Annotated in this window: 16 protein-coding genes and 1 tRNA gene; 4 read left to right on the forward strand and 13 right to left on the reverse strand. The window is 71.7% G+C overall.

Annotated features, from left to right (window positions below; genetic code table 11):
- Window positions 1–357: 357 nt before the first annotated feature.
- The 13 genes from IEW03_RS15045 to IEW03_RS15105 all read right to left on the reverse strand — a co-directional run bounded on the left by IEW03_RS15045 (window position 358) and on the right by IEW03_RS15105 (window position 18,336).
- Window positions 358–4,239: a DNA-directed RNA polymerase subunit beta' gene (locus IEW03_RS15045; protein ID WP_188524513.1), complete on the reverse strand. Its 3,882-nt coding sequence runs from the start codon at window positions 4,237–4,239 to the stop codon at window positions 358–360.
- Window positions 4,240–4,296: 57 nt separating this feature from the next.
- On the reverse strand, window positions 4,297–7,809 hold the full coding sequence (gene rpoB, locus IEW03_RS15050) for a DNA-directed RNA polymerase subunit beta (protein WP_188524514.1): 3,513 nt from the start codon (window positions 7,807–7,809) through the stop codon (window positions 4,297–4,299).
- 533 nt (window positions 7,810–8,342) lie between these two features.
- Window positions 8,343–8,732, reverse strand: a complete 390-nt coding sequence (gene rplL / locus IEW03_RS15055) for a 50S ribosomal protein L7/L12 (protein WP_188524515.1) — start codon at window positions 8,730–8,732, stop codon at window positions 8,343–8,345.
- A gap of 119 nt (window positions 8,733–8,851) precedes the next feature.
- Entirely contained in the window at window positions 8,852–9,382 is a 531-nt protein-coding gene (gene rplJ / locus IEW03_RS15060; protein WP_188524516.1) for a 50S ribosomal protein L10, read from the reverse strand.
- 277 nt (window positions 9,383–9,659) lie between these two features.
- Entirely contained in the window at window positions 9,660–12,221 is a 2,562-nt protein-coding gene (locus IEW03_RS15065; protein ID WP_188524517.1) for a CHAT domain-containing protein, read from the reverse strand.
- 17 nt (window positions 12,222–12,238) lie between these two features.
- Window positions 12,239–14,041 (reverse strand): S8 family peptidase, encoded by a 1,803-nt coding sequence (locus IEW03_RS15070; protein WP_188524518.1) that lies wholly within the window; start codon window positions 14,039–14,041, stop codon window positions 12,239–12,241.
- A gap of 112 nt (window positions 14,042–14,153) precedes the next feature.
- Window positions 14,154–14,669: a hypothetical protein gene (locus IEW03_RS15075; protein WP_188524519.1), complete on the reverse strand. Its 516-nt coding sequence runs from the start codon at window positions 14,667–14,669 to the stop codon at window positions 14,154–14,156.
- Window positions 14,666–15,301, reverse strand: a complete 636-nt coding sequence (locus tag IEW03_RS15080) for an RNA polymerase sigma factor (RefSeq protein ID WP_229738180.1) — start codon at window positions 15,299–15,301, stop codon at window positions 14,666–14,668. The genes IEW03_RS15075 and IEW03_RS15080 overlap by 4 nt, the downstream gene beginning before the upstream one ends.
- Window positions 15,302–15,598: 297 nt before the next feature.
- Window positions 15,599–16,309, reverse strand: coding sequence for a 50S ribosomal protein L1 (gene rplA / locus IEW03_RS15085; protein WP_188524521.1), 711 nt, complete (start codon window positions 16,307–16,309; stop codon window positions 15,599–15,601).
- 116 nt (window positions 16,310–16,425) lie between these two features.
- The gene (gene rplK / locus IEW03_RS15090; protein ID WP_188524522.1) at window positions 16,426–16,860 is read right to left on the reverse strand and encodes a 50S ribosomal protein L11; all 435 of its coding nucleotides are present in this window, start codon (window positions 16,858–16,860) and stop codon (window positions 16,426–16,428) included.
- Window positions 16,861–16,962: 102 nt separating this feature from the next.
- Window positions 16,963–17,808 carry a transcription termination/antitermination protein NusG gene (nusG, locus tag IEW03_RS15095; RefSeq protein WP_188524523.1) on the reverse strand — a complete coding sequence of 282 codons (846 nt, stop codon included), beginning with the start codon at window positions 17,806–17,808 and terminating at the stop codon, window positions 16,963–16,965.
- A gap of 71 nt (window positions 17,809–17,879) precedes the next feature.
- A complete protein-coding gene (gene secE / locus IEW03_RS15100) occupies window positions 17,880–18,128 on the reverse strand; it encodes a preprotein translocase subunit SecE (protein WP_188524524.1) in 249 nt (82 codons plus the stop codon).
- A gap of 132 nt (window positions 18,129–18,260) precedes the next feature.
- Window positions 18,261–18,336, reverse strand: a tRNA-Trp gene (locus IEW03_RS15105).
- Window positions 18,337–18,527: 191 nt separating this feature from the next.
- Between IEW03_RS15105 and IEW03_RS15110 the strand changes: the two genes are divergently transcribed.
- Genes IEW03_RS15110 through IEW03_RS15125 form a run of 4 tightly spaced genes read left to right on the forward strand, consistent with a single transcriptional unit; the run spans window position 18,528 to window position 22,234 of the window.
- The gene (locus tag IEW03_RS15110; RefSeq protein ID WP_188524525.1) at window positions 18,528–19,508 is read left to right on the forward strand and encodes an ABC transporter ATP-binding protein; all 981 of its coding nucleotides are present in this window, start codon (window positions 18,528–18,530) and stop codon (window positions 19,506–19,508) included.
- Entirely contained in the window at window positions 19,505–20,374 is an 870-nt protein-coding gene (locus IEW03_RS15115; protein WP_188524526.1) for an ABC transporter permease, read from the forward strand. The genes IEW03_RS15110 and IEW03_RS15115 overlap by 4 nt, the downstream gene beginning before the upstream one ends.
- On the forward strand, window positions 20,361–21,608 hold the full coding sequence (locus IEW03_RS15120; protein WP_188524527.1) for a sensor histidine kinase: 1,248 nt from the start codon (window positions 20,361–20,363) through the stop codon (window positions 21,606–21,608). The genes IEW03_RS15115 and IEW03_RS15120 overlap by 14 nt, the downstream gene beginning before the upstream one ends.
- Complete coding sequence (locus IEW03_RS15125; RefSeq protein WP_188524528.1) at window positions 21,605–22,234, forward strand: response regulator; 630 nt, start codon at window positions 21,605–21,607, stop codon at window positions 22,232–22,234. The genes IEW03_RS15120 and IEW03_RS15125 overlap by 4 nt, the downstream gene beginning before the upstream one ends.
- Window positions 22,235–22,266: the final 32 nt, after the last annotated feature.

Here is a 22,266-nt window from a genome sequence, read left to right on the forward strand (position 1 = left end):
CCGGCCCTCGACGGTGGTCTGTCTGGCTTGTGCGTGCCGATCGCATGCGGCACCCGCGGCCCTCACGGACCGCAACGCCACTTACCACCGGCTCGATGGCCCGGGCCGCTCCCCCGCCCTCACGGGCGGTCGGGTGCAGACCGCGGGATGCTCGTGCGCTCGCGACGCCTGCGCCTCCGGCGGACCCCTCGAGCGCTTCCCTCGACGAACGAGGGACTCGGGTGGTCAGCGGGTGGCACGGCACGACGGCACGGGCACGGCTACCAAGATTACCCGCGGAATCAAGCGGGGTCAAAGGAAGCAGGAGGGGCGCACGTGTGACGTGCGCCCCTCCCGTGCTACCACTGCGTCAGGAGATCAGCGGAAGTCCCCGAAGTCCAGGTCCTCCAGCGGGATCGCCTCGCCGGAGCCCATGCCGAGCGTCGGGAAGTCGATCTCGTCGTAGCCGAAGCTCGGGTAGAGCTCCGCCTTCGCCTGCTCGGTCGGCTCCACCTCGATGTTCCGGTACCGGGCGAGGCCCGTGCCGGCGGGGATGAGCTTACCGATGATGACGTTCTCCTTGAGGCCCAGCAGCGGGTCACGACGACCGCTCATCGACGCCTCGGTCAGCACCCGGGTCGTCTCCTGGAAGGAGGCGGCCGAGAGCCACGAGTCGGTGGCGAGCGACGCCTTCGTGATGCCCATGAGCTCCGGACGGCCGGCGGCCGGCTGGCCACCCTCCGACACGGCCCGGCGGTTCGCGTCCTCGAAACGCATCCGCTCGGCGAGCTCACCCGGCAGCAGGTGCGAGTCGCCCGAGTCCAGCACGGTCACGCGACGCAGCATCTGCCGCACGATGACCTCGATGTGCTTGTCGTGGATGTCCACGCCCTGCGAACGGTAGGTCTCCTGGACCTCGTCCACCAGGTGCTTCTGCGTGGCACGCGGGCCGAGGATGCGCAGCACCTTCTTCGGGTCGACCGCGCCCTGGACGAGCTGCGTGCCGACCTGGACCTGCTCGCCGTCCGCGATGAGGAGGCGCGCACGCTTCGTCACCGGGTACCGGATCTCCTCGCCGCCGTCCGCCGGCGTGAGGACGAGGTGACGCGTACGGTCCGAGTCCTCGATCGTCACGGTGCCGGTGTACTCCGCGATCGGCGCCTCACCCTTGGGGGTGCGGGCCTCGAAGAGCTCGGTGACGCGCGGCAGACCCTGCGTGATGTCGTCGGCCGAGGCCACACCACCGGTGTGGAACGTCCGCATCGTCAGCTGGGTGCCGGGCTCGCCGATGGACTGCGCGGCGATGATGCCGACGGCCTCGCCGATGTCCACGAGCTTGCCCGTGGCGAGCGACCGGCCGTAGCACTTGGCGCAGGTACCGACGCGCGACTCGCACGTGAGCACGGAGCGGACCTTGACGCTCTCGATCCCGGCGGCGATGACCTTGTCGATCACCACGTCGCCGGCGTCCGAGCCCGCCTCGGCCACGACCGTGCCGTCCTCGGCGACGACGTCCGTCGCGAAGGTGCGCGAGTAGATGCTCGTCTCCACGCGCGGGTGCGGCACCAGCACGTCACCGATGCGCTCGGCGACGGGCAGCGCGAGACCGCGCTCGGTGCCGCAGTCCTCCTCGCGGATGATGACGTCCTGCGACACGTCCACGAGACGACGGGTCAGGTAGCCCGAGTCCGCGGTACGCAGCGCCGTGTCCGCCAGGCCCTTGCGGGCACCGTGCGAGGCGATGAAGTACTCGAGGACGGACAGGCCCTCGCGGTAGTTGGACTTGATCGGACGAGGGATGATCTCGCCCTTCGGGTTCGCCACGAGACCGCGCATACCGGCGATCTGACGGACCTGCATCCAGTTACCACGGGCGCCCGAGGACACCATGCGGTAGAGCGTGTTGCGCGAGTCGTTCTCGAGGTTGTCGCGCATGACCGACGCGATCTTGTCGGTGGCCTGCGTCCAGATCTCGATGAGCTCCTGACGCCGCTCGTCGTCGGTGATCAGACCCTTCTCGAACTGGTCCTGCACCTTGAGCGCACGCTGCTCGTGCTCGTCGAGGATCGTGTTCTTGGCCTCGGGCATCGCGACGTCGGAGATCGCGATGGTGACCCCGGAGCGCGTGGCCCAGCGGTAGCCGGCGTCCTTGAGCGCGTCGAGGGACGTCGCGACGTCGACCTTGGGGTAGCGCTCCGCCAGGTCGTTGACGATCGTCGAGAGCTCCTTCTTGCCGACCACGCCGTTCTGGAACGGGTAGTCGATCGGCAGCGCCTCGTTGAAGATCGTGCGGCCCAGCGTGGTCTCGAACAGCAGGGTCTCTCCGGGCTCCCAGCCCTCGGGCGCCTCGAAGCCCTTGGTCGGCGGCACGAGGTCGTCGACACGCAGCTTGATCGTGGCGTTGAGGTCCAGCTCGCCGCGGTCGAACGCCATGATCGCCTCGGACTGCGACGAGAACACGCGGCCCTCGCCGACGGCCCCGGGGCGGTCGGAGGTGAGGTGGTGCAGACCGATGATCATGTCCTGCGAGGGCATGGTCACCGGACGGCCGTCCGACGGCTTGAGGATGTTGTTGCTCGAGAGCATGAGGATGCGGGCCTCGGCCTGCGCCTCGGCGCTCAGGGGCAGGTGGACCGCCATCTGGTCGCCGTCGAAGTCCGCGTTGAACGCGGCGCACACGAGCGGGTGCAGGTGGATGGCCTTGCCCTCGACCAGCTGCGGCTCGAACGCCTGGATGCCCAGACGGTGCAGCGTGGGCGCGCGGTTGAGCAGCACGGGGTGCTCCTGGATGACCTCTTCGAGGACGTCCCACACCTCGCCGCGGGTGCGCTCGACCATGCGCTTGGCGCTCTTGATGTTCTGCGCGTGGTTGAGCTCCACGAGCCGCTTCATGACGAACGGCTTGAACAGCTCGAGCGCCATCTGCTTGGGCAGGCCGCACTGGTGCAGCTTGAGCTGCGGGCCGACGACGATGACCGAACGGCCCGAGTAGTCGACGCGCTTGCCGAGCAGGTTCTGGCGGAACCGGCCCTGCTTGCCCTTGAGCATGTCGGAGATCGACTTCAGCGGACGGTTGCCCGGCCCGGTGACCGGACGGCCGCGGCGGCCGTTGTCGAACAGCGAGTCGACGGCCTCCTGGAGCATCCGCTTCTCGTTGTTGACGATGATCTCCGGCGCGCCCAGGTCGAGCAGGCGCTTGAGCCGGTTGTTGCGGTTGATGACCCGGCGGTACAGGTCGTTCAGGTCGCTGGTCGCGAACCGGCCACCGTCGAGCTGCACCATCGGGCGCAGGTCCGGCGGGATGACCGGGACGGCGTCGAGCACCATCGCGGTGGGCGAGTTCGTCGTCGTCAGGAACGCGTTGACGACCTTGAGGCGCTTGAGCGCACGGGTCTTGCGCTGCCCCTTGCCGGAGCGGATGGTCTCGCGCAGCGACTCGGCCTCGGCCTCCAGGTCGAAGCTCTCCAGGCGCTTCTGGATCGCGGAAGCGCCCATCGAGCCCTCGAAGTAGGTGCCGTAGCGGTCCTGGAGCGAGCGGTACAGCATCTCGTCGCCCTCGAGGTCCGCGACCTTGAGGTTCTTGAAGCGGTCCCAGACCTGCTCGAGACGGTCGAGCTCGGCGTCGGCCCGCTTGCGCAGCTGCGCCATCTCGCGCTCGGCGGAGTCGCGCACCTTGCGGCGCGCGTCGGCCTTGGCGCCCTCGGCCTCCAGCTCGGCCAGGTCGGCCTCGAGCTTGGCGGCACGGGTGTTGATGTCGTTGTCGCGGCGGTCCGAGATCTCCTTCTTCTCCAGGTCGATCTCGTTCTGGAGGTTCGGGAGGTCCTCGGTGCGCGCCTCGTCGTCGACCCACGTGATCATGTAGGCCGCGAAGTAGATGACCTTCTCCAGGTCCTTCGGCGCGAGGTCGAGCAGGTAGCCCAGTCGCGACGGCACACCCTTGAAGAACCAGATGTGCGTGACCGGCGCGGCGAGCTCGATGTGGCCCATGCGCTCACGACGGACCTTGGAGCGGGTCACCTCGACGCCGCAGCGCTCGCAGATGATGCCCTTGAAGCGCACGCGCTTGTACTTGCCGCAGTAGCACTCCCAGTCCCGGGTGGGGCCGAAGATCTTCTCGCAGAAGAGCCCGTCCTTCTCCGGCTTGAGCGTGCGGTAGTTGATGGTCTCGGGCTTCTTGACCTCCCCGTGCGACCAGGCACGGATGTCGTCGGCCGTAGCCAGGCCGATACGCAGCTCGTCGAAGACGTTGACGTCGAGCAAGATGTCCTACTTCCTCAAAGCTTCTTGAATGTCGTGAAGTTCAGCTGGTCGCTGGGATCAGATCTCGTCGACGGTGGCGGCCGAGTTGGGGCGGCGGGACAGGTCGATCCCGAGCTCCTCCGCGGCGCGGTACACCTCGTCGTCCGACTCCTTCATCTCGATGGAGGAGCCGTCGCTCGAGAGCACCTCGACGTTCAGGCACAGCGACTGCATCTCCTTGAGGAGCACCTTGAAGGACTCCGGGATGCCCGAGTCGGGGATGTTCTCGCCCTTGACGATCGCCTCGTACACCTTGACGCGGCCGGGGACGTCGTCCGACTTGATGGTGAGCAGCTCCTGCAGCGTGTAGGCCGCGCCGTACGCCTCGAGGGCCCACACCTCCATCTCGCCGAACCGCTGGCCACCGAACTGCGCCTTACCACCCAGCGGCTGCTGCGTGATCATCGAGTACGGGCCGGTCGAGCGCGCGTGGATCTTGTCGTCGACCAGGTGGTGGAGCTTGAGGATGTACATGTAGCCCACCGACACCGGGTCGCCGAACGGCTCCCCGGAACGGCCGTCGAACAGGTGCGCCTTGCCGTCGGTGGCGACCATGCGCTCGCCGTCACGGTTCGGCAGCGTCGAGGAGATGAGGCCGCGCAGGGCGTCCTCCTCCAGACCGTCGAAGACCGGCGTCGCCACCGGGGTGCCCGGCTGCGACGTCGCCGCGACCGCGGGGACCTTCTCCTTCCAGGAGAGGTCGTCGCCCTCGGCCAGCTCGACGTCCCAGCCACGGCTGGCCACCCAGCCGAGGTGGGTCTCGAGGACCTGGCCGACGTTCATGCGGCCGGGCACGCCCAGCGGGTTGAGGATGACGTCGACCGGCGTGCCGTCAGGCAGGAACGGCATGTCCTCCTGCGGCAGGATCTTCGAGATGACGCCCTTGTTGCCGTGACGACCCGCGAGCTTGTCGCCCACGGTGATCTTGCGGCGCTGGGCGATGTAGACGCGGACCAGCTGGTTCACGCCGGCGGGCAGCTCGTCGCCGTCCTCGCGGTTGAACTCGCGGACGCCGATGACGGTGCCGGACTCGCCGTGGGGCACCTTGAGGGACGTGTCGCGCACCTCGCGGGCCTTCTCGCCGAAGATGGCGCGCAGCAGGCGCTCCTCCGGGGTCAGCTCGGTCTCGCCCTTCGGCGTGACCTTGCCGACCAGCACGTCGCCGGCGCCGACCTCGGCGCCGATACGGATGACACCGCGCTCGTCGAGGTCCGCCAGGACGTCCTCGGCGACGTTCGGGATGTCCCGGGTGATCTCCTCGGGGCCGAGCTTCGTGTCGCGGGCGTCGACCTCGTGCTCCTCGATGTGGATCGAGGACAGCACGTCGTCCTCCACGAGGCGCTGCGACAGGATGATCGCGTCCTCGTAGTTGTGGCCCTCCCACGACATGAACGCCACGAGCAGGTTGCGGCCGAGCGCGAGGTCGCCCTCGTCGGTCGCCGGGCCGTCGGCCAGCACGGAGCCGACCTCGACCCGCTGGCCCTCGTCGACCAGCACGCGCTGGTTGTAGCTCGTGCCCTGGTTCGAGCGGCGGAACTTCGCCGCGCGGTAGGAGCCCGTGGTGCCGTCGTCGTTCGCGACGAGCACCAGGTCCGCGGAGACCTCCGTGACGACACCGGGCTTGGTGGCCACGATGACGTCGCCGGCGTCGACCGCCGCGCGCCGCTCCATGCCGGTGCCGACCAGCGGCGCCTCGGAGCGGACCAGCGGCACGGCCTGGCGCTGCATGTTCGCGCCCATGAGGGCACGGTTCGCGTCGTCGTGCTCGAGGAACGGGATGAGCGCCGTCGCGACCGACACCATCTGGCGCGGGGAGACGTCCATGAAGTCGACCTCGGTCGGCGGCAGGTCGTCCGTCTCGCCGCCCTTGGTGCGCACCAGGACGCGGTCGGAGAGGAACGAGCCGTCGGCCGCGAGGGCGGTGTTCGCCTGCGCGATGACGTAACGGTCCTCGTCGTCGGCCGTGAGGTACACGACCTCGTCGGTGACCTTGCTGTTCACGACCTTGCGGTACGGCGTCTCGATGAAGCCGAACGGGTTGATGCGACCGAACGACGCGAGCGAGCCGATGAGGCCGATGTTCGGGCCCTCAGGGGTCTCGATCGGGCACATGCGGCCGTAGTGCGACGGGTGGACGTCACGGACCTCCATGCCGGCGCGGTCGCGGGACAGACCACCCGGGCCGAGGGCGTTGAGGCGACGCTTGTGCGTCAGGCCCGCGAGCGGGTTGTTCTGGTCCATGAACTGCGACAGCTGCGAGGTGCCGAAGAACTCGCGGATCGACGCCACCACCGGGCGGATGTTGATCAGCGTCTGCGGGGTGATCGCCTCGACGTCCTGCGTGGTCATGCGCTCGCGCACGACGCGCTCCATGCGGGACAGGCCGGTGCGGACCTGGTTCTGGATGAGCTCGCCGACGGCGCGGATGCGGCGGTTGCCGAAGTGGTCGATGTCGTCCGTCTCGACGCGCACCTCGACCGGCTCGCCGTCGCGCGTGCCCGGCATGGTCGCGTGGTCGGCGTGCAGGGCGGCGAGGTACTTGATCGTCGCGACGACGTCCGTGATCGACAGCGTCGAGTCGGACAGCGGCGCGTCGACGCCCAGCTTCTTGCTGACCTTGTAACGACCGACCTTGGCCAGGTCGTAACGCTTCGGGTTGAAGTAGAAGTTCTCCAGCAGCGCGCGGCCGGCCTCGACCGTGGGCGGCTCGCCCGGGCGGATCTTGCGGTACAGGTCGACGAGCGCCTCGTCCTGGGTGTGGACGTGGTCCTTCTCGAGCGTGTCCAGCACCGACGGGTACTCGGCGAACTCCTCGCGGATCTCCGACTCGGTCATGCCGAGCGCCTTGAGCAGCACCGTGACGGGCTGCTTGCGCTTGCGGTCGACGCGCACGCCGACGGCGTCGCGCTTGTCGATCTCGAACTCGAGCCAGGCACCGCGCGAGGGGATGACCTTCGCGGAGAAGACGTCCTTGTCGCTCGTCTTGTCGGGCTGACGCTCGAAGTACACGCCCGGGGACCGCACGAGCTGGCTGACGACGACGCGCTCCGTGCCGTTGATGACGAACGTGCCGCGCTCGGTCATGAGCGGGAAGTCGCCCATGAAGACCGTCTGGCTCTTGATCTCACCGGTCGTGTAGTTGACGAACTCCGCGGTCACGAACAGCGGGGCCGCGTAGGTGAAGTCCTTCTCCTTGCACTCCTCCGACGTGTACTTCGGGGGCTCGAAGCGGTGGTTCGAGAAGGAGAGGGACATCGACTGGCCGAAGTCCTCGATCGGCGAGATCTCCTCGAAGATCTCCTCGAGGCCGGAGGCGGCCGGGACGTCCTGTCGCCCGGAGGCGGTGGCCGCCTCCACCCGGGCCTGCCAGGCCGGGTTGCCGAGGAGCCAGTCGAAGCTCTCGGTCTGCAGCCCGAGGAGGTCGGGGACCTCGAGCGGCTCGTAGATCTTGGCGAAGGAGACGCGGCGGGAAGCGGTGCGGTTCGCGATGGCGTCGGCGGACGGAGCAGAAGGGGTGCGCGAGGCAGCCAAGAGGGGTCCTTCCCTGCAGTTCGATGGCACGCTGTACGCTCTGCGAGGCTGGGGGCGCCGGACCGCGGGCGCGAGAACCGTCCAGGGGTCACGAAGTGGTGACCACGGGTGGGCGGGACTTCGTCGGCGGGGAGGCGTCGGGGCACAAGCGAGCGCAAAGCGCTAGCGTAGCCGGAACGTCGAGACTTGTCCACTCGCACGGGCACACCAGTGGACGCCCTCGATTCCGGGTGATGAGGACGTTGTCTCGGTGGCCGCCATATGCCGCCCAAGAAACGGTTGTCGTCCCACGATACCCGCACCCTCCGGCCCGCACCACCCTCGGCCACGCGCCCCGGCGGAGGCGTCCGTCACAGACGGATGCCGGGAACGACGCACGACGCACCGCGGCCCGAGCGACCCCTGGAGGCACGACGAGGCCCGCACCCCTCAGGGGATGCGGGCCTCGTGCGGCGAGCTGCGGCTCAGACCGCGGCGGTCACGTCAAAATGTGCGACGACATCCTCGGCGACCGCGCGGCCGGGCCGCGTCGATCACTTGAGGGTGACCGTGGCGCCGGCGCCCTCGAGAGCGGCCTTGGCCTTCTCGGCGGCGTCCTTGTCGGCAGCCTCGAGAACCGGCTTCGGCGCGCCGTCGACCAGGTCCTTGGCCTCCTTGAGACCGAGGGACGTGAGCGCGCGCACCTCCTTGATGACCTGGATCTTCTTGTCACCGGCGGCCTCGAGGATGACGTCGAACTCCGTCTTCTCCTCGGCGGCGGCAGCCTCGCCACCGCCGGCGGCGGGGGCGGCGACGGCAACGGCGGCCGGCGCAGCAGCGGTGACCTCGAAGGTCTCCTCGAAGGCCTTCACGAAGTCGTTGAGCTCGATGAGGGTGAGCTCCTTGAAAGCGTCCAGCAGCTCGTCGGTGGTGAGCTTCGCCATGGTGGCGTTCCTTTCGATCTGTGTCCCGTGGCGCCTGTCGGCCGTCCACGTGATCCGGGGGTGCGTCCTGGGGCCTGCGCCCGGCAGAAGCAGAGGGGGTTGTGCTTGCCGTACCGCCGTCAGGCGGCGACGGCCTCCGATTCCTGCTTCTGACGCAGGGCATCGATGACGCGAGCGGCCTCGGCGGGCTTCGCGGTGAAGGCGTAGGCAGCCTGGTAGAGCTTGGCCTTCATCGCGCCGGCCGCCTTGGCCAGCAGGACCTCGCGGGACTCGAGGTCCGCGAGCTGGGTGATCTCTGCAGCGGTCAGGGCGTTCCCGTCGAGGACACCGCCCTTGATGACCAGAGCAGGGTTCGCCTTGGCGAAGTCACGCAGACCCTTGGCGGCCTCGACCGGGTCCCCGGTCACGAACGCGATCGCGGAAGGACCCTTGAGGTCGGCGTCGAGGGACTCGATGCCGGCTTCCTTGGCCGCGATGGACGTCAGCGTGTTCTTCACCACGGCGTAGGTTGCGTTGCCGCTGAGCGACCGACGCAGCTCCTTGAGCTGCGCGACGGTGAGCCCGCGGTACTCGGTCAGCACGGCCGCGTTCGACCCGCGGAACTTGTCCGCGACCTCTGCGACTGCGGCTGCCTTGTCCGGCCTCGCCATGGCAATCCTTCCGGTGGTGGTGCCACCGGTACCCGGGAGACGAGAAGAGCCCCGGCGCAGGTGCGCACGGGGCTCGGAGCTCACAGCGGGCTGTGGTTCGTCGTTCGTGTCGCCTGCGCAGGCCCCCGCACGTTCACGGGACTTCGGTCTTCGGCTTCCTGGGCGGACCCGGGCAGCGTCTGACGACCGGCGGTCTTGGGTTACCCGAGAACAATACACGACGACGGACACCCGACCGCACCCGCCCGGTGTGGCTTGGGCCACGGTCTCCCCGGCGTCACAGGACGAGCGGGCCGAAGCAGACGAGCGGGACCGGCTCGGGCTCGTCGGCGACCGCGCGCGCGAGCGCCTCCCCCGGTCGCAGCCCGGCGCGCAGGCCCTCGTGGAGTGCGGGCATGACCCGCACCGCGACGTCGTCCCGCAAGGGGGCGACCGCCGCGATCACCGCCCGTGCGCCCATACGCAGCAGCACGCTCGTCAGACCGAGCGGCTCCCCTCCGTGCCGGATGCTCACCGACCCGACGTCACAGGCGGACAGCACCACGACCGACCGCGAGAGATCGCGGCCGTCGAGCTCGTGGGCGAACAGCGGACCGTCGGCCAGGAGGAGGCTCGAGAACATCGGGTTCTCCGGCTCGTGGGTCCCGTGGGCCGCGACGTGGACTACCGGCGCCCCCTCGATGGCCTCCGACACGGCCGCGCACGTGGCGGCGGGCCCGGTCAGGAGCCGGGCCCCGCTCCCCCAGGCGGCCGCGACCTGCTCGGCCTCCGTGACCGCCTGGCCCAGACCTGCCCCGGCCACCGAGAGCCCCGGACCTGGCGTCCAGTCGGCCTCGCCGCGGGCGACCCACGAGTTGACCACCGTCGACAGCCCACGTCGGGACGGCAGGGCCGCCCACGGCAACGACACCAGCCTGTCACGGGCCGCGACGTAGACGGGCCGTGCGCCGATGTCGAGCTGCCCGAGCAGGAGCCCGTCGAGACGTCCCAGAGCGGCCCGCAGCGAGGCAAGCACCACCTCCCGCATCGCGGTCGGCAGCAGAGGGTTCGCCAGGACCTGCTGGTCGGCGCGGACCCTCCGCGCGAGCTCGAGGTAGGGCGGCAACGGACCGAGGTCGATCAGCCGTGCCCCGGCCCCGTCGAGCCGGATCACGCGCACGCGGCCACCGTTCATCGTCAGGTTCAACACGACCCGGTCGGAGCCGGCGGCCCGGAGCTCGGCGCGCAGCGCCCGGGCCGACGCGGGGGTGGGAACGCCCCCGTCTCCGCCGGAGTGCCAGGTGCGCTCCCTCGCCTGGTGCTGCAGCTGCCGAGCGTCCCGGTGCAGGCCTGCTCGGGCGCCCATGTCCCGGCCCGTGGCCTGCTCGTCGGCCCTGAGCAGCCTGGCGCGCTCCATGAGGCGTCTTGCCGACACCACGAGCTCCGCCGTCCGCGGGTCGTCCGGCGGCCGCACCCTGCCGGAGCCGGCGAACGTCGCGCGACCGCGTTCCAGCGCGTCGAAGAGCGGGTCCGGGGAGGTCGAGAGCAGTGCCGCGTCGATGTCCACACCCTGGAGACGGATGCCGTGCGCGGCGGCGCCGGTCACCGCCTCGACAGCGCCGAGCTGCTGCCGCTGCCCGGCGAGAAGGCGGTATCCCCGCCGTACCGCCGTGAGTCCCGAGCGCCGGTTCCCCTCACCGAACGTGCAGAGCGCGGCGACGACCTGCGCCCGCACGCGTGCGCCGAGCGCCATCCCCGGTGCCGGGGGGAGCATGCGCAGCTGCGCCCGCGACTCGTCGAACCTCCCGGCGCGGGCCCAGGCCTCCGCGGACAGCAGCCGGGCGTCGATGAGGATGCGTTCACCGCCCGGTTCGGCGCTCGCCCGCTCGCCGAGCTCCTCGGCGGCACGTGCCACCCGCAGGAGCTGAGCTCCCGAGGTGTCCTCGACGATCATGCCGAACCGCGCGTCCAGACCCACGAGCTCGGCGCGCAGCGCGATGACACCATGGCCCGCCCGGCGGGCCCGGTCGCGCACCCGCCCGGCGAGCGCCTGCGCCTCGGCGTGCCGGGCGAGGCCCACGAGGCACCGTGCCTGCTCGAGCTCCGCGTCCAGCAGGTCGCGCGCTCCGCCCGTGGCCGCCAGGATCTCCGCCGCCCTCCGGAGCGCGGACTCCGCATCGGTCAGGAGCCCCGCCTCGTACAGCACCGCAGCCTTGTCCATGAGCCCGACGCCGGCGTGCTCCGGCGGCGCCGCCTCCGCAGCCCCGTCCATCGCACGGAGCGCCGCCGGCAGGTCGCCCCCCAGGTACAGGGCGTACCCGAGGTTGTGCTCGGCCATCGGGACGAGCTGCCCGTCACCGACCGCCCGCGCGATCTCCAGGCATCGTTGGAGGTCGTCGACCGCCTCGTCGATCTCGCCGACCTCGAGAAGCAGGGAACCGCGGTTGATGAGCACCGGGAGCATCTCGGTCTCGTCCACCAAGCCCTCCAGCGCCGTGTCGAGCTCGCGCCGTGCGCCGTCGTGGTCTCCCGAGCGCAGGAGCTGCAGCCCGAGGCTCGCGTGGACGAGCGCGACCAGCTCGGCGCTGCCGGCGCGCAGCGCCATCGCACCCGCGGCGGCGAGCTTGGCGAGGACGACCTCGCGGTCGGCGCCCAGCTCTCCCTCGCACGCGGCGATCCCCACGAGCACGCGGGCACGAAGGGCGGCGACCTGGCCGGCCGCGACGTCGGCATCGAGCGCGTCGAGCCGCGCCAGCACGCCCCGGTAGCGATCGAGCGCGCCGGCGAACTGCCGGTGAGCGCGCGCGTGCGCCCGGATCTGGTCGACTTCGCCTCGGACGGCCGCCAGCGCGTCGCTCATGCCTCACCCTTCGTGCATCACCCCGGGGTGGACACGTCGCCGTGCGACAGGCCTCCTGTCGCCCCTGAGATGGCTCGCCAGACCGCCGCCACTCGCTCCGCGGCGCCCCCGTCGGCCGAGCCGACCGATCCGGCGAGCGTAGCGTCGTCGCCCCGGGCACGCCGGTCCCGGTCCGCGAGCAGCTCGCGGGCGATCTCGCCCGCGAGGACCGGTGCCGCGAACGACGTGCCGCTCCAGGTCGCGAAGCCTCCCTGGAAGCCCTCGGGGTCGATCGTGGAGCGGACCGCGTCGTCGTAGCGCTCCTTCAGCCGCACCGACGGTGTGAGCGGGCCGTCGAGCGTCTGCGGGACGGTGCTGACGACGGCCGCCCCCGGCCGGGTGCACGTCACCCAGGGACCGTCGTTGCTGAAGAGCGCGGTCGTCCCGTCGGGGTTCGTCGCCCCGACGGCGAGGATCGGCGGCCGGTTCTCGCTCGTGTCGCGCGGGACGGTGATCCGCGGTGGGGTCGCGCGCCGGTCGACCTCGGGGGCGAAGGCGGCCGGGTACTCGGGCCGTGTCTCGCCGTCGTTCCCCGCGGCGACCACGACCGCCACACCCTCCTCGCGCAGGCGCGCGAGGACCTCCGAGAGCGGGTGATCCCACTGCAGGTCCTCGGGCTGCTCGTGGTAGTAGCCCAGGGGCAGGACCACGACGTCGATCGCGACGCTGTCCGGTTCGCCCGCGAGGCCGCGGCGGTGGAACCGGAGGAGCCGTCGCAGGGACTCGATCACCTCGGACTCGACCGCGGACCCCGACCCGCCGACCGCGCGGACCGGCAGGAGCAGCGCGTCCGGGCAGGTCTGGTGGACGATCCCCGCGATGAACGTCCCGTGCCCCGCGACCGGGTCCAGCGGTCCTGTGAGCGGGGCCGTGCTCGCGCCGCCGATCTCGGCGTCCTCCTCGGGCAGGCGCGGCGTCGGGTACGTACCGATCGGGCCGTCCGGGAGCGAGGCCCCGCGGATCACCACGCCGTTGCCGTCGTCCGACCCGGACCCGTAGGTCCCGAACCACTCGTGGGTCCCGATGCCCGTGTCGACGATCGCGACCACGGGACGCGCCCCGCCGTCCGGGGTCCGGAAGTGGTCGCCGTCCTCCCGCACGCGCCGCGGCGGCGGCGACCCGAGCCTCGCCACCGGGGACCGGCCCCCGCTGCCCGGGGCGCCGTACTCCCGCATGCCGTGGGCGGTGAAGGGATGGGTGGTGAACGGGTGCGTCGTGAACGGGTGCGTCGTGAACGGATGCGTCGTGAACGGGTGCGTCGTGAACGGATGCGTCGTGAACGGGAGCGCCGACATCACGTGGTCCAGGTTGAGCCGCCACGGCACGGACTCGTCGCGGGAGTCCGCCTCGAGCACCTCCCAGGCGTCGGGCTGGACGTCCGGACGGTCGGCGATGAGCCGCAGGACGAAGCCCTGGTCCTCGTCGACGAGGTCCAGGGGATCCGTGTCCGCGGACGCCTCTGCGCCCTGGCGGTACCTCACCTCCACACCCAGGTGGCAGCCCTGGCTCCGCGCGGCGCGCTCGAACCCCGCGACCTCGGCGTCGTCGTCGGCGCTCGGGTCGAGCTGGAGGACCGAGGGCAGGTCCGGGGTGTCGTCCGGCCGACGGAGCCTTCCTCTGATCGGGTCCGGGAGCCCGCCCTGGACGAGGAGACGGTCGGCGACGTACCAGGTCGGCGCGACGTCACGCTGCCCGGGACGGCGTCGGACGGTGCTGGGGTCCAGGTATCGGACCGACGGGTCGGGCCTTCTGGGCGCCGGTCCTACGGGCGACTCGCTCACGTGCTCCCCTTCCAGGTGGCGCGCGTCGGTGGACGCGCGGCGGGGCGGCGGTGTGGTGCCGCGCCCAGGACTGCTCAGGTCGTCGAGGTCAGATGTGACGTCGTCCGGGAGATCAGAGCTCGATCACCGGAGTGGCGACGGTGACGTCGTCACCGCCGGCCAGGTGCACGAGCAGGCTCGTCGGCCCACGATCGACGGCGGAGAACGCGAAGCGACCGTCGGCATCGGCGTCGGTGGTGCGCTCGCCCCCCGGCTGGCGCAGCTCCACCGTGAGCGTGTCGGCCGGCGCGACCCAGCCGTCGACGCGCACGTGCGCGCCGTCGTCGTCCGCGGACAGGGCGATCATGACCGTCAGCCGTTCGTGCGTGAACGTGATGGTGCGCGCCTCGAGCGGTGCGGCGTCGCCGCGCACGGAGCCCGCCGGCGCGGTGATCTGCTGCAGCTCCATCACCTCGGCCTCGAGCCGGGCGAGCGTCATCGCGAACAGCGACCGCTCGACGAGGCTCTCCGGCACCGGGTCGGTGGCGCGCACGGCGCGTCCCAGCCGGTCCAGCAGCGCCACGTCGACGTGGTCGAGGGCGTCGTCCTCCCCGGGCACGGGCGTGCTTCCTGCGTCCTGCCTGCTCATGTCCACGAGGCCTCCCCCTGCTCCGTGAGGACGGCGCGCAGCTTCGCCAGGCACCGTCCCCGAGTGGCACCGATGCTTCCCACCGGCATGCCGATCGATGCCGAGATCGCCTTGTAGTCCGGGCGGTCGGCGAGCGAGACGAGCCGCAGCAGCTCCTGGCACCGCTGCGGGAGCCGCTTGAGCGACGACCACAGCAACCGGTCGCGCTCGTCGCGCAGCACCTCGTCCTCCGGCCCCGGGCCGAAGTCCGGCAGGGCCGCAGCTCCTTCCGTCACGTCGTCGGGCAGCTCGGTGCGCCGCCGTGCGTCCGTGCGGTCCTTGCGCACCGCCTGCCACGCGGCCCGGCGCGCCGTGACCAGCAGCCACTTCAGCACGGCCTTCGGCTCCGCGATGGTGTCGGCGTGCCGCACCAGCGCCGCCCAGGTGGACTGCACGACGTCGTCCGCGACGTCCCGGTCGGCTCCCTGGGCCCGCACCGTGTGCCACAGCAGCGGGGTGGCCTCGCGCACGAGGTCGGTGAGGGCGTCGGTCCGCCCCTCGCGGTACTCCAGCAGCGCGCGGGCGGCCCGGTCCCCCAGGCTCTCCTCCGCGTCGCGGGCACCGCCGAGCGGGTCGTGGCTGGTGGGTGACATTGCTGGTCGCACCTCACGAGGGCTCGTCGATTCGCCGGGGCTACCTTGCCCCGCAGCCTTAGAGCCTACGGCGTGCGCCGACGACGCACTGCCGGGTCGCGTCGTCATGCGGGGTCTCCCTCCGGGCGCGTGCCGGTGCGGTGTGCTCGTCATCGCACGGTAGGGAGCGTGGTCCACGGGCCCTGATACACGCCGTCACCACCGGATCCGTCGTCGGTCCCGGGGACGACGACGGCCCGGCACCCTCGCGGGTGCCGGGCCGTCGTGGCAGCTCTCGTCAGCGGGTCCCCGTGGGGATCACGCCTCCTCGAGGAGCTTCGTGGTGCGCGACTGGTCGAGCGGGATGCCCGGGCCCATCGTCGTCGCCATCGTGGCCTTGGTGATGTACCGGCCCTTCGAGGACGACGGCTTCAGACGCAGGACCTCGTCGAGCGCCGCCGCGTAGTTCTCCACCAGCGCCTTCTCGTCGAAGGAGGCCTTGCCGATGATGAAGTGCAGGTTCGAGTGCTTGTCGACGCGGAACTCGATCTTGCCGCCCTTGATGTCGTTGACAGCCTTGGTCACGTCCATCGTCACGGTGCCGGTCTTCGGGTTCGGCATGAGACCGCGGGGGCCCAGCACCTTGCCCAGACGACCGACCTTGCCCATGAGGTCCGGCGTCGCCACGGCGGCGTCGAAGTCGGTGTACCCGCCCGCGACCTTGGCGATCAGGTCGTCGCCACCGACCTCGTCGGCGCCGGCGGCGAGGGCCTCCTCGGCCTTCGCGGCGTTCGCGAAGACGAGCACGCGGGCCGTCTTGCCGGTGCCGTGCGGCAGGTTGACCGTGCCGCGGACCATCTGGTCGGCCTTGCGAGGGTCGACGCCCAGGCGGAACACGACCTCGACGGTCGCGTCGTACTTGACCGTCGCGGTCTCCTTGGCGAGGCGGACCGCCTCGAGGGGGCTGTAGAGCTCGTCGCGGTCGATCTTCGCCGCGGCGGCGCGGTATGCCTTGCTGCGCGTTGCCATCTGCTTCTCCTTCTGCAGTCGTGGTGAGCGGGTCCGCGCGGACCCTGCCACGTGCCCGGCGACGATCGCCGGGCGGGTCGCGCCGGCCCGGATCGCTCCGGGCCGGCGCGGGGTCGTCACTCGGAAACGGTGATGCCCATCGAGCGGGCGGTGCCCGCGACGATCTTCATCGCCGAGTCGATGTCGTTCGCGTTGAGGTCGGCCAGCTTGGTCTGGGCGATCTCACGGACCTGGTCCGGCGTCAGCGACGCGACCTTGACGGTGTGCGGGGTCGCGGAACCCTTGGCCACACCCGCGGCCTTCTTGATGAGCTCGGCCGCCGGCGGCGTCTTCGTGATGAACGTGAACGAGCGGTCCTCGTACACGGTGATCTCGACGGGGACCACGTTGCCGCGCTGCGACTCGGTGGCCGCGTTGTAGGCCTTGCAGAACTCCATGATGTTCACGCCATGCTGACCGAGCGCGGGGCCGATCGGCGGGGCGGGCGTGGCCGCACCGGCGTTGATCTGGAGCTTGATGAGGCCGGAGACCTTCTTGGACTTGGGAGGCATGAGCTTTCCTGGCTTCCTGTTTCGTGGGCCGACGCCGTGGGCGATGACCCGGTTGCACTGCTGCCGCTGCGGCGGTCGCGACGGGCGCGACCACCGACGGGATCAGATCTTGGCGACCTGGTTGAACGACAGCTCGACCGGGGTCTCCCGGCCGAAGATGGAGACGAGGACCTTGAGCTTGGCGGCCTCGACGTTGATCTCGGAGATCGTGGCGGGGAGCGTGTCGAACGGGCCGTCCGTGACGGTCACCGACTCGCCCACCTCGAAGTCGACCTCGACGGGCGCGGCCGCGGTCGCCCCGGACGACGCGGCGGCCGACCCGGTCTGCGCGGCGGCGGCCGGCTGCGCCTCGAGGAACGACGGCGCGAGCATCGAGTACACCTCGTCGAGCGTCAGCGGGACGGGCTGGTGGGTGTGCCCCACGAAGCCGGTGACGCCCGGGGTGTGGCGCACGGCGCCCCACGACTCGTCGGTGAGGTCCATGCGCACGAGGACGTAACCGGGGATCCGGACGCGGCGGACGGTCTTCTTCTGCGCGTTCTTGATCTCGGTCACCTCCTCCATGGGGACCTCGATCTGGAAGATGTAGTCCTCCATGTTCAGGCTCTGGATGCGGTTCTCCAGGTTCGCCTTCACACGGTTCTCGTAGCCGGCGTACGAGTGGATGACGTACCAGTCGCCGAACTGCGTGCGCAGCGTGCGGCGGAACTCCTCGGCCGGGTCCTCGATGACGTCGCCGTCGGCGTCCGCCGGGCGCTCGGCGTCCTCGGGCTCGTCGACCTCGCCCGGCTCGTCGGCGGCCTCGGCCGGCGCCTCGTCGTCGTCCGCCTGCGCAGCCGTCACGTCCGTGGTCTCGTCCGCGGGCACGTCGACGTCCGCCGCGTCGCCGGCGGCGTCGGGCTGCGTGGGGTCGACGTTCTCCGTCTGGTCCAGCGGATCCTGGGACACGAACGAACCTGCTTTCTGACTGCTGCTGGGTGTGGGACGGGCGCCCTGGCGGGTGCCCGACGGGTCGGGCGTCAGTCGCCGAAGACGGCGAGGACGCCCAGGCCGATGACGTAGTCGAGCGCCGTCACGAAGAGCATGACCACGGTGACGAACACCAGGACGACGATCGTGTAGTTGATCAGCTCCGACCGCGTCGGGGTGACCACCTTGCGCAGCTCGCCGACGACCTGCCGGACGAAGAGCGCGATACGGGCGAACACGTTGCGACGCTTGCCCTCGCGGGCGCCGTCGTGCACGGCCTCGGCCGGCGACTCGCTCACTGCTGTACCCCGTTTCGCGTTCGAACCGCGGCCGCGCCACCTGCCGGTGACGCACCCACGGCACAGACTCCTGGCGTTCCGGGGTCACGTGGCGTGCGGCCCCGCTGCGCGCGGCCCCGCGGGGGATCACGCTGGCAGGGTAGACAGGACTCGAACCTGCAACCTGCGGTTTTGGAGACCGCTGCGCTACCAATTGCGCCACTACCCTTCGTGCCCGACGCCCGCACGAACCACCCCGCAGGGCGCGTTCGAGCTTGGTGGGCATCAACCACCGAGGGACAACTGTACGCGACGCCGGGGCGTGGGTCGAACCACGCCCCGGCGTCCGTCGACCGGTGGACACGAGGTCCAGCCGTCCGGTGCTCGTGCACGGCACCCGCGCCGCGCGAGGCTCGGGTCATGACCACCACGAGGACGCCCGCACCCACCCCCGGGAGCCCGCCCGGCTCCCCCGGGACGTCGACCCCTGCCGCGCCCGCGGCGGCGCCCCGGCCGAAGGCGCCGCCCGTCGTCCGGGTCCGCGACCTGCGCAAGCGGTACGGCGAGAAGCAGGCCGTCGCGGGGATCGACCTCGACATCGACCCCGGCGAGATCGTGGCCGTGCTCGGGCCGAACGGCGCCGGCAAGACCACCACGGTCGAGATCCTCGAGGGCTTCCGCGCCCGCGACGCCGGCGAGGTCCGCGTGCTCGGCGAGGACCCCGCCACCGCGGGGCGTGGCTGGCGCGCACGGCTCGGCGTCGTCGCGCAGGACTCCCGCGACCAGGCGGAGCTCACCGTCGCGGAGTCCGTGCGGTACACCGCCCGCTACTACCCCGACCCCGCCGAACCGGACGAGGTCGTGGCGGCCGTGGGCCTGTCCGCGAAGGCCGGCGCGCGTGCGCGGTCGCTCTCGGGCGGGCAGCGCCGCCGGCTCGACGTGGCCCTCGGGATCGTGGGACGGCCGGAGCTGCTCTTCCTCGACGAGCCCACCACGGGCTTCGACCCCCAGGCCCGCCGCACCTTCTGGGACCTCGTCAACCGGCTCCGCGACGGCGGCACCACGATCCTGCTCACCACCCACGACCTCGCCGAGGCGGCGTACCTCGCCGACCGGGTCGCCGTCGTGCGCGACGGCGAGGTGGTGGCCACCGGCTCGCCCGAGACGCTCGGCGGCGCACAGGCACGCGTCCCGCAGGTCTCGTGGACCGCGGACGGCGTCCAACGGTCCGAGCGCACCCCCGCCCCGACCGCCCTCGTCGCCCGCCTGGCCGCCACCGCCGCCGGGACCGACGGCGAGATCACCGACCTGCGCGTGTCCCGGCCGACCCTCGAGGACGTGTACCTCGGGCTGGTCGGTCACGACCCGAGCGCGGCACACCGGACCGAGGAGACCTCATGACCGCCACCACCCCGACGACGATCCCGCGCACGTCCGGCGGGGCGCACCCCGACGCGCCGCTGCCCGGGGTCGCCCGCCTCGCCCTGGTGCGCGCCGGGGCGGAGGTGCGCCAGTTCTGGCGCGAGCGCGACGCCGTGGTCTTCGTCTTCGCCTACCCGATCATCATGCTGGCGATCTTCTCGACCGTGTTCGGCGGCGAGAACCAGGGCAGCGCCGCCGCCGAGGTGGACTTCGCGCGGTACTTCCTGCCCGGCATGATCGCGACCGGCATCATGCTCACCAGCTTCCAGTCGCTGGCGATCTCCATCGCCGTCGAGCGCGACGACGGCACGCTGCGGCGGCTGCGCGCGACGCCGCTGCCCGCCACGTCCTACTTCGGCGGCAAGATCCTGCTCACCCTGGCGACCTCGCTCGCGCAGACCGCCGCGCTGCTCGCGGTGGCCGCCGGCCTCTACGACGTGCCGCTGCCCACGGACCCCGGGCGCTGGGCGACGTTCGCCTGGGTGTTCGTCCTCGGCACGGCCACCGGCACCATCTGCGGCGTCGCGTTCTCGTCGCTGCCCCGCTCCGGCCGGTCCGCGAGCGCCGTGGTGACCCCCGTCGTCCTGGTGCTGCAGTTCATCTCCGGGGTGTTCTTCGCGTTCTACGCGCTGCCGTCCTGGATGCAGACGGTGGCGTCCGTGTTCCCGCTGAAGTGGATCGCCCAGGGCATGCGGTCGGTGTTCCTCCCCGAGGACATGGTCGCGCTGGAGCCCAGCGGGTCGTGGCAGCTCCCCGCGACGGCTGCTGTACTGGTCGCATGGTTGCTGGTCGGCCTCGTGGTCGGGGTCCGCACGTTCCGCTGGCGCCGTCGTGACGACGGCTGACGGCGCGCGCCCGGACGCCGAGGACGTCGCGCGGTACGACGCCGCCGACGTCGACCACTGGCAGAAGCAGGTCGTCTGGTGGGACCGGACGTTCGTCGCGATCGTCGTGCTGACGGCGATCGCCCTCCCGCTGGCGGGCCAGTCGGGTCGTGAGCTGTGGACGGCGTACGCCGCGATGGCCGTGATCCTCGTCGCGTACGCCGTCTGGGGTGCGTCGGCGGCACGCTCGCGCGACCAGCGCAGGGCGGGGGCCTACGTCGTGGTGCTGATCGCCGGCACGACGGTCACGGTCGCCCAGAACGGCATCGCGACGCTGCTGCTGTTCGGCGCGTTCACGCAGCTGTGGATGCTGCTGGAGCCGGTGCGCCGCGCCGTCGTGGCGTCCGTCGTGCTCGCGGCGGCGTCGTCGTTCGGCATCGCCTTCCAGGAGGGCTTCGACGTGCCGACCCTCCTCGAGGCGGCCCCCCAGATGGCGATCGCGCTGGCGTTCGCCATCATGCTCGGCCTCTGGGTCGCGACGACGATGCAGCGCTCCGACGAGCGTGCCCGGCTGCTGCACGAGCTGCGGCACGCGCAGGCGGAGGTCGCCGCGTCGCACCACGCCGCGGGGGTCACGGCGGAGCGCGAGCGCATCGCCCGGGAGATCCACGACACCCTCGCGCAGGGTTTCACCAGCGTCGTCACGCAGGCGCAGGCCGCCGTGAGCGACCTGGACCGGGGCCAGCAGGACCGCGCCCTGGAGCGGCTGCACCTCGTCGAGCAGACGGCGCGGGACAACCTCGCGGAGGCGCGCGCCCTCGTCGCGGCGTTCGCCCCCGTGCCGTTGCAGGGGTCCACGCTCGCCGAGGCGCTGCGTCGCCTGGCCGACCGGTTCACCGCCGAGACGGGCGTCGCGGTCCGCCTCGACGTCTCCGGCACCGGTCCGGCTGACGCGCCCCGGGACGCCGCGGCCGACGTCGTCGTGCTGCGCGCCGCGCAGGAGGCCCTGGCCAACGTGCGGCGGCACGCGGGGGCCGACGCCGTGACGATCAGGCTCGACGCCGGCACCGACGCCGCCCTCCGCCTCGAGGTGACCGACGACGGGCGCGGCCTGCCCGCGGAGCACGCGGAGGGCCTCGGGCTGGCGGGGATGCGCGAGCGCGTCGCGGCGGCCGGCGGGCGGCTCGACGTCGGCCCCGCGGGCGACCACGGCACCCGCGTCGCGGTGAGCCTGCCGCTCGAGGAGACGTCGTGACCGCCGTGCGGGTGCTCGTCGCCGACGACCACCCGGTGGTGCGGTCCGGGATCATCGGCATGCTCGACGGCGAGCCGGACATCGAGGTCGTGGGCGAGGCACCGGACGGCGAGTCCGCCGTGACGCTGGCCGGCGAGCTGGCGCCCGACGTCGTGCTCATGGACCTGCGGATGCCGCGGCTCGACGGCGTGGGCGCGACCCGGCGGATCGCTGGCTCCCAGGCGGGCCGCCGGCCCGTGGTCGTCGTGCTCACCACGTACGACACCGACGCCGACATCCTGCGGGCCGTGGAGGCCGGGGCCACCGGCTACCTGCTCAAGGACACGCCGCGGGACGTGCTCGTGGCCGGCGTACGCGCGGCGGCCCGGGGGGAGACCGTCCTGGCGCCCGGGGTCGCCACGCGCCTGGTGAGCACGGTGCGGACGGCCGGCGAGCGCCCCACCCCCCGCGAGGCCGAGGTGCTGGCGCTCGTGGCCCGCGGGCTGTCCAACGCTGCCGTCGGGCGGGAGCTGTTCATCGCCGAGGCGACGGTCAAGACGCACCTGCTGCGGGCCTTCGCCAAGCTGGGCGTCGACGACCGGACCGCGGCCGTGACCGTGGCGCGCGAGCGCGGCTGGCTCTCCTGACCCCCGGCGCCGAGCGCCGCGACCAGGCAGAC

This window comes from Isoptericola cucumis, from assembly GCF_014635665.1.
GTDB classification, from domain to species: Bacteria; Actinomycetota; Actinomycetes; order Actinomycetales; family Cellulomonadaceae; genus Isoptericola; species Isoptericola cucumis.

Coding starts and splice junctions, on each gene's coding strand:
- rplJ (WP_188524516.1), bottom strand. CDS start 9,382: ATGGCGAGGCCGGACAAGGCAGCCGCAGTCGCAGAGGTCGCGGACAAG.
- IEW03_RS15065 (WP_188524517.1), bottom strand. CDS start 12,221: ATGAGCGACGCGCTGGCGGCCGTCCGAGGCGAAGTCGACCAGATCCGG.
- IEW03_RS15115 (WP_188524526.1), top strand. CDS start 19,505: ATGACCGCCACCACCCCGACGACGATCCCGCGCACGTCCGGCGGGGCG.
- rplL (WP_188524515.1), bottom strand. CDS start 8,732: ATGGCGAAGCTCACCACCGACGAGCTGCTGGACGCTTTCAAGGAGCTC.
- IEW03_RS15080 (WP_229738180.1), bottom strand. CDS start 15,301: ATGTCACCCACCAGCCACGACCCGCTCGGCGGTGCCCGCGACGCGGAG.
- rplK (WP_188524522.1), bottom strand. CDS start 16,860: ATGCCTCCCAAGTCCAAGAAGGTCTCCGGCCTCATCAAGCTCCAGATC.
- IEW03_RS15075 (WP_188524519.1), bottom strand. CDS start 14,669: ATGAGCAGGCAGGACGCAGGAAGCACGCCCGTGCCCGGGGAGGACGAC.
- IEW03_RS15110 (WP_188524525.1), top strand. CDS start 18,528: ATGACCACCACGAGGACGCCCGCACCCACCCCCGGGAGCCCGCCCGGC.
- rplA (WP_188524521.1), bottom strand. CDS start 16,309: ATGGCAACGCGCAGCAAGGCATACCGCGCCGCCGCGGCGAAGATCGAC.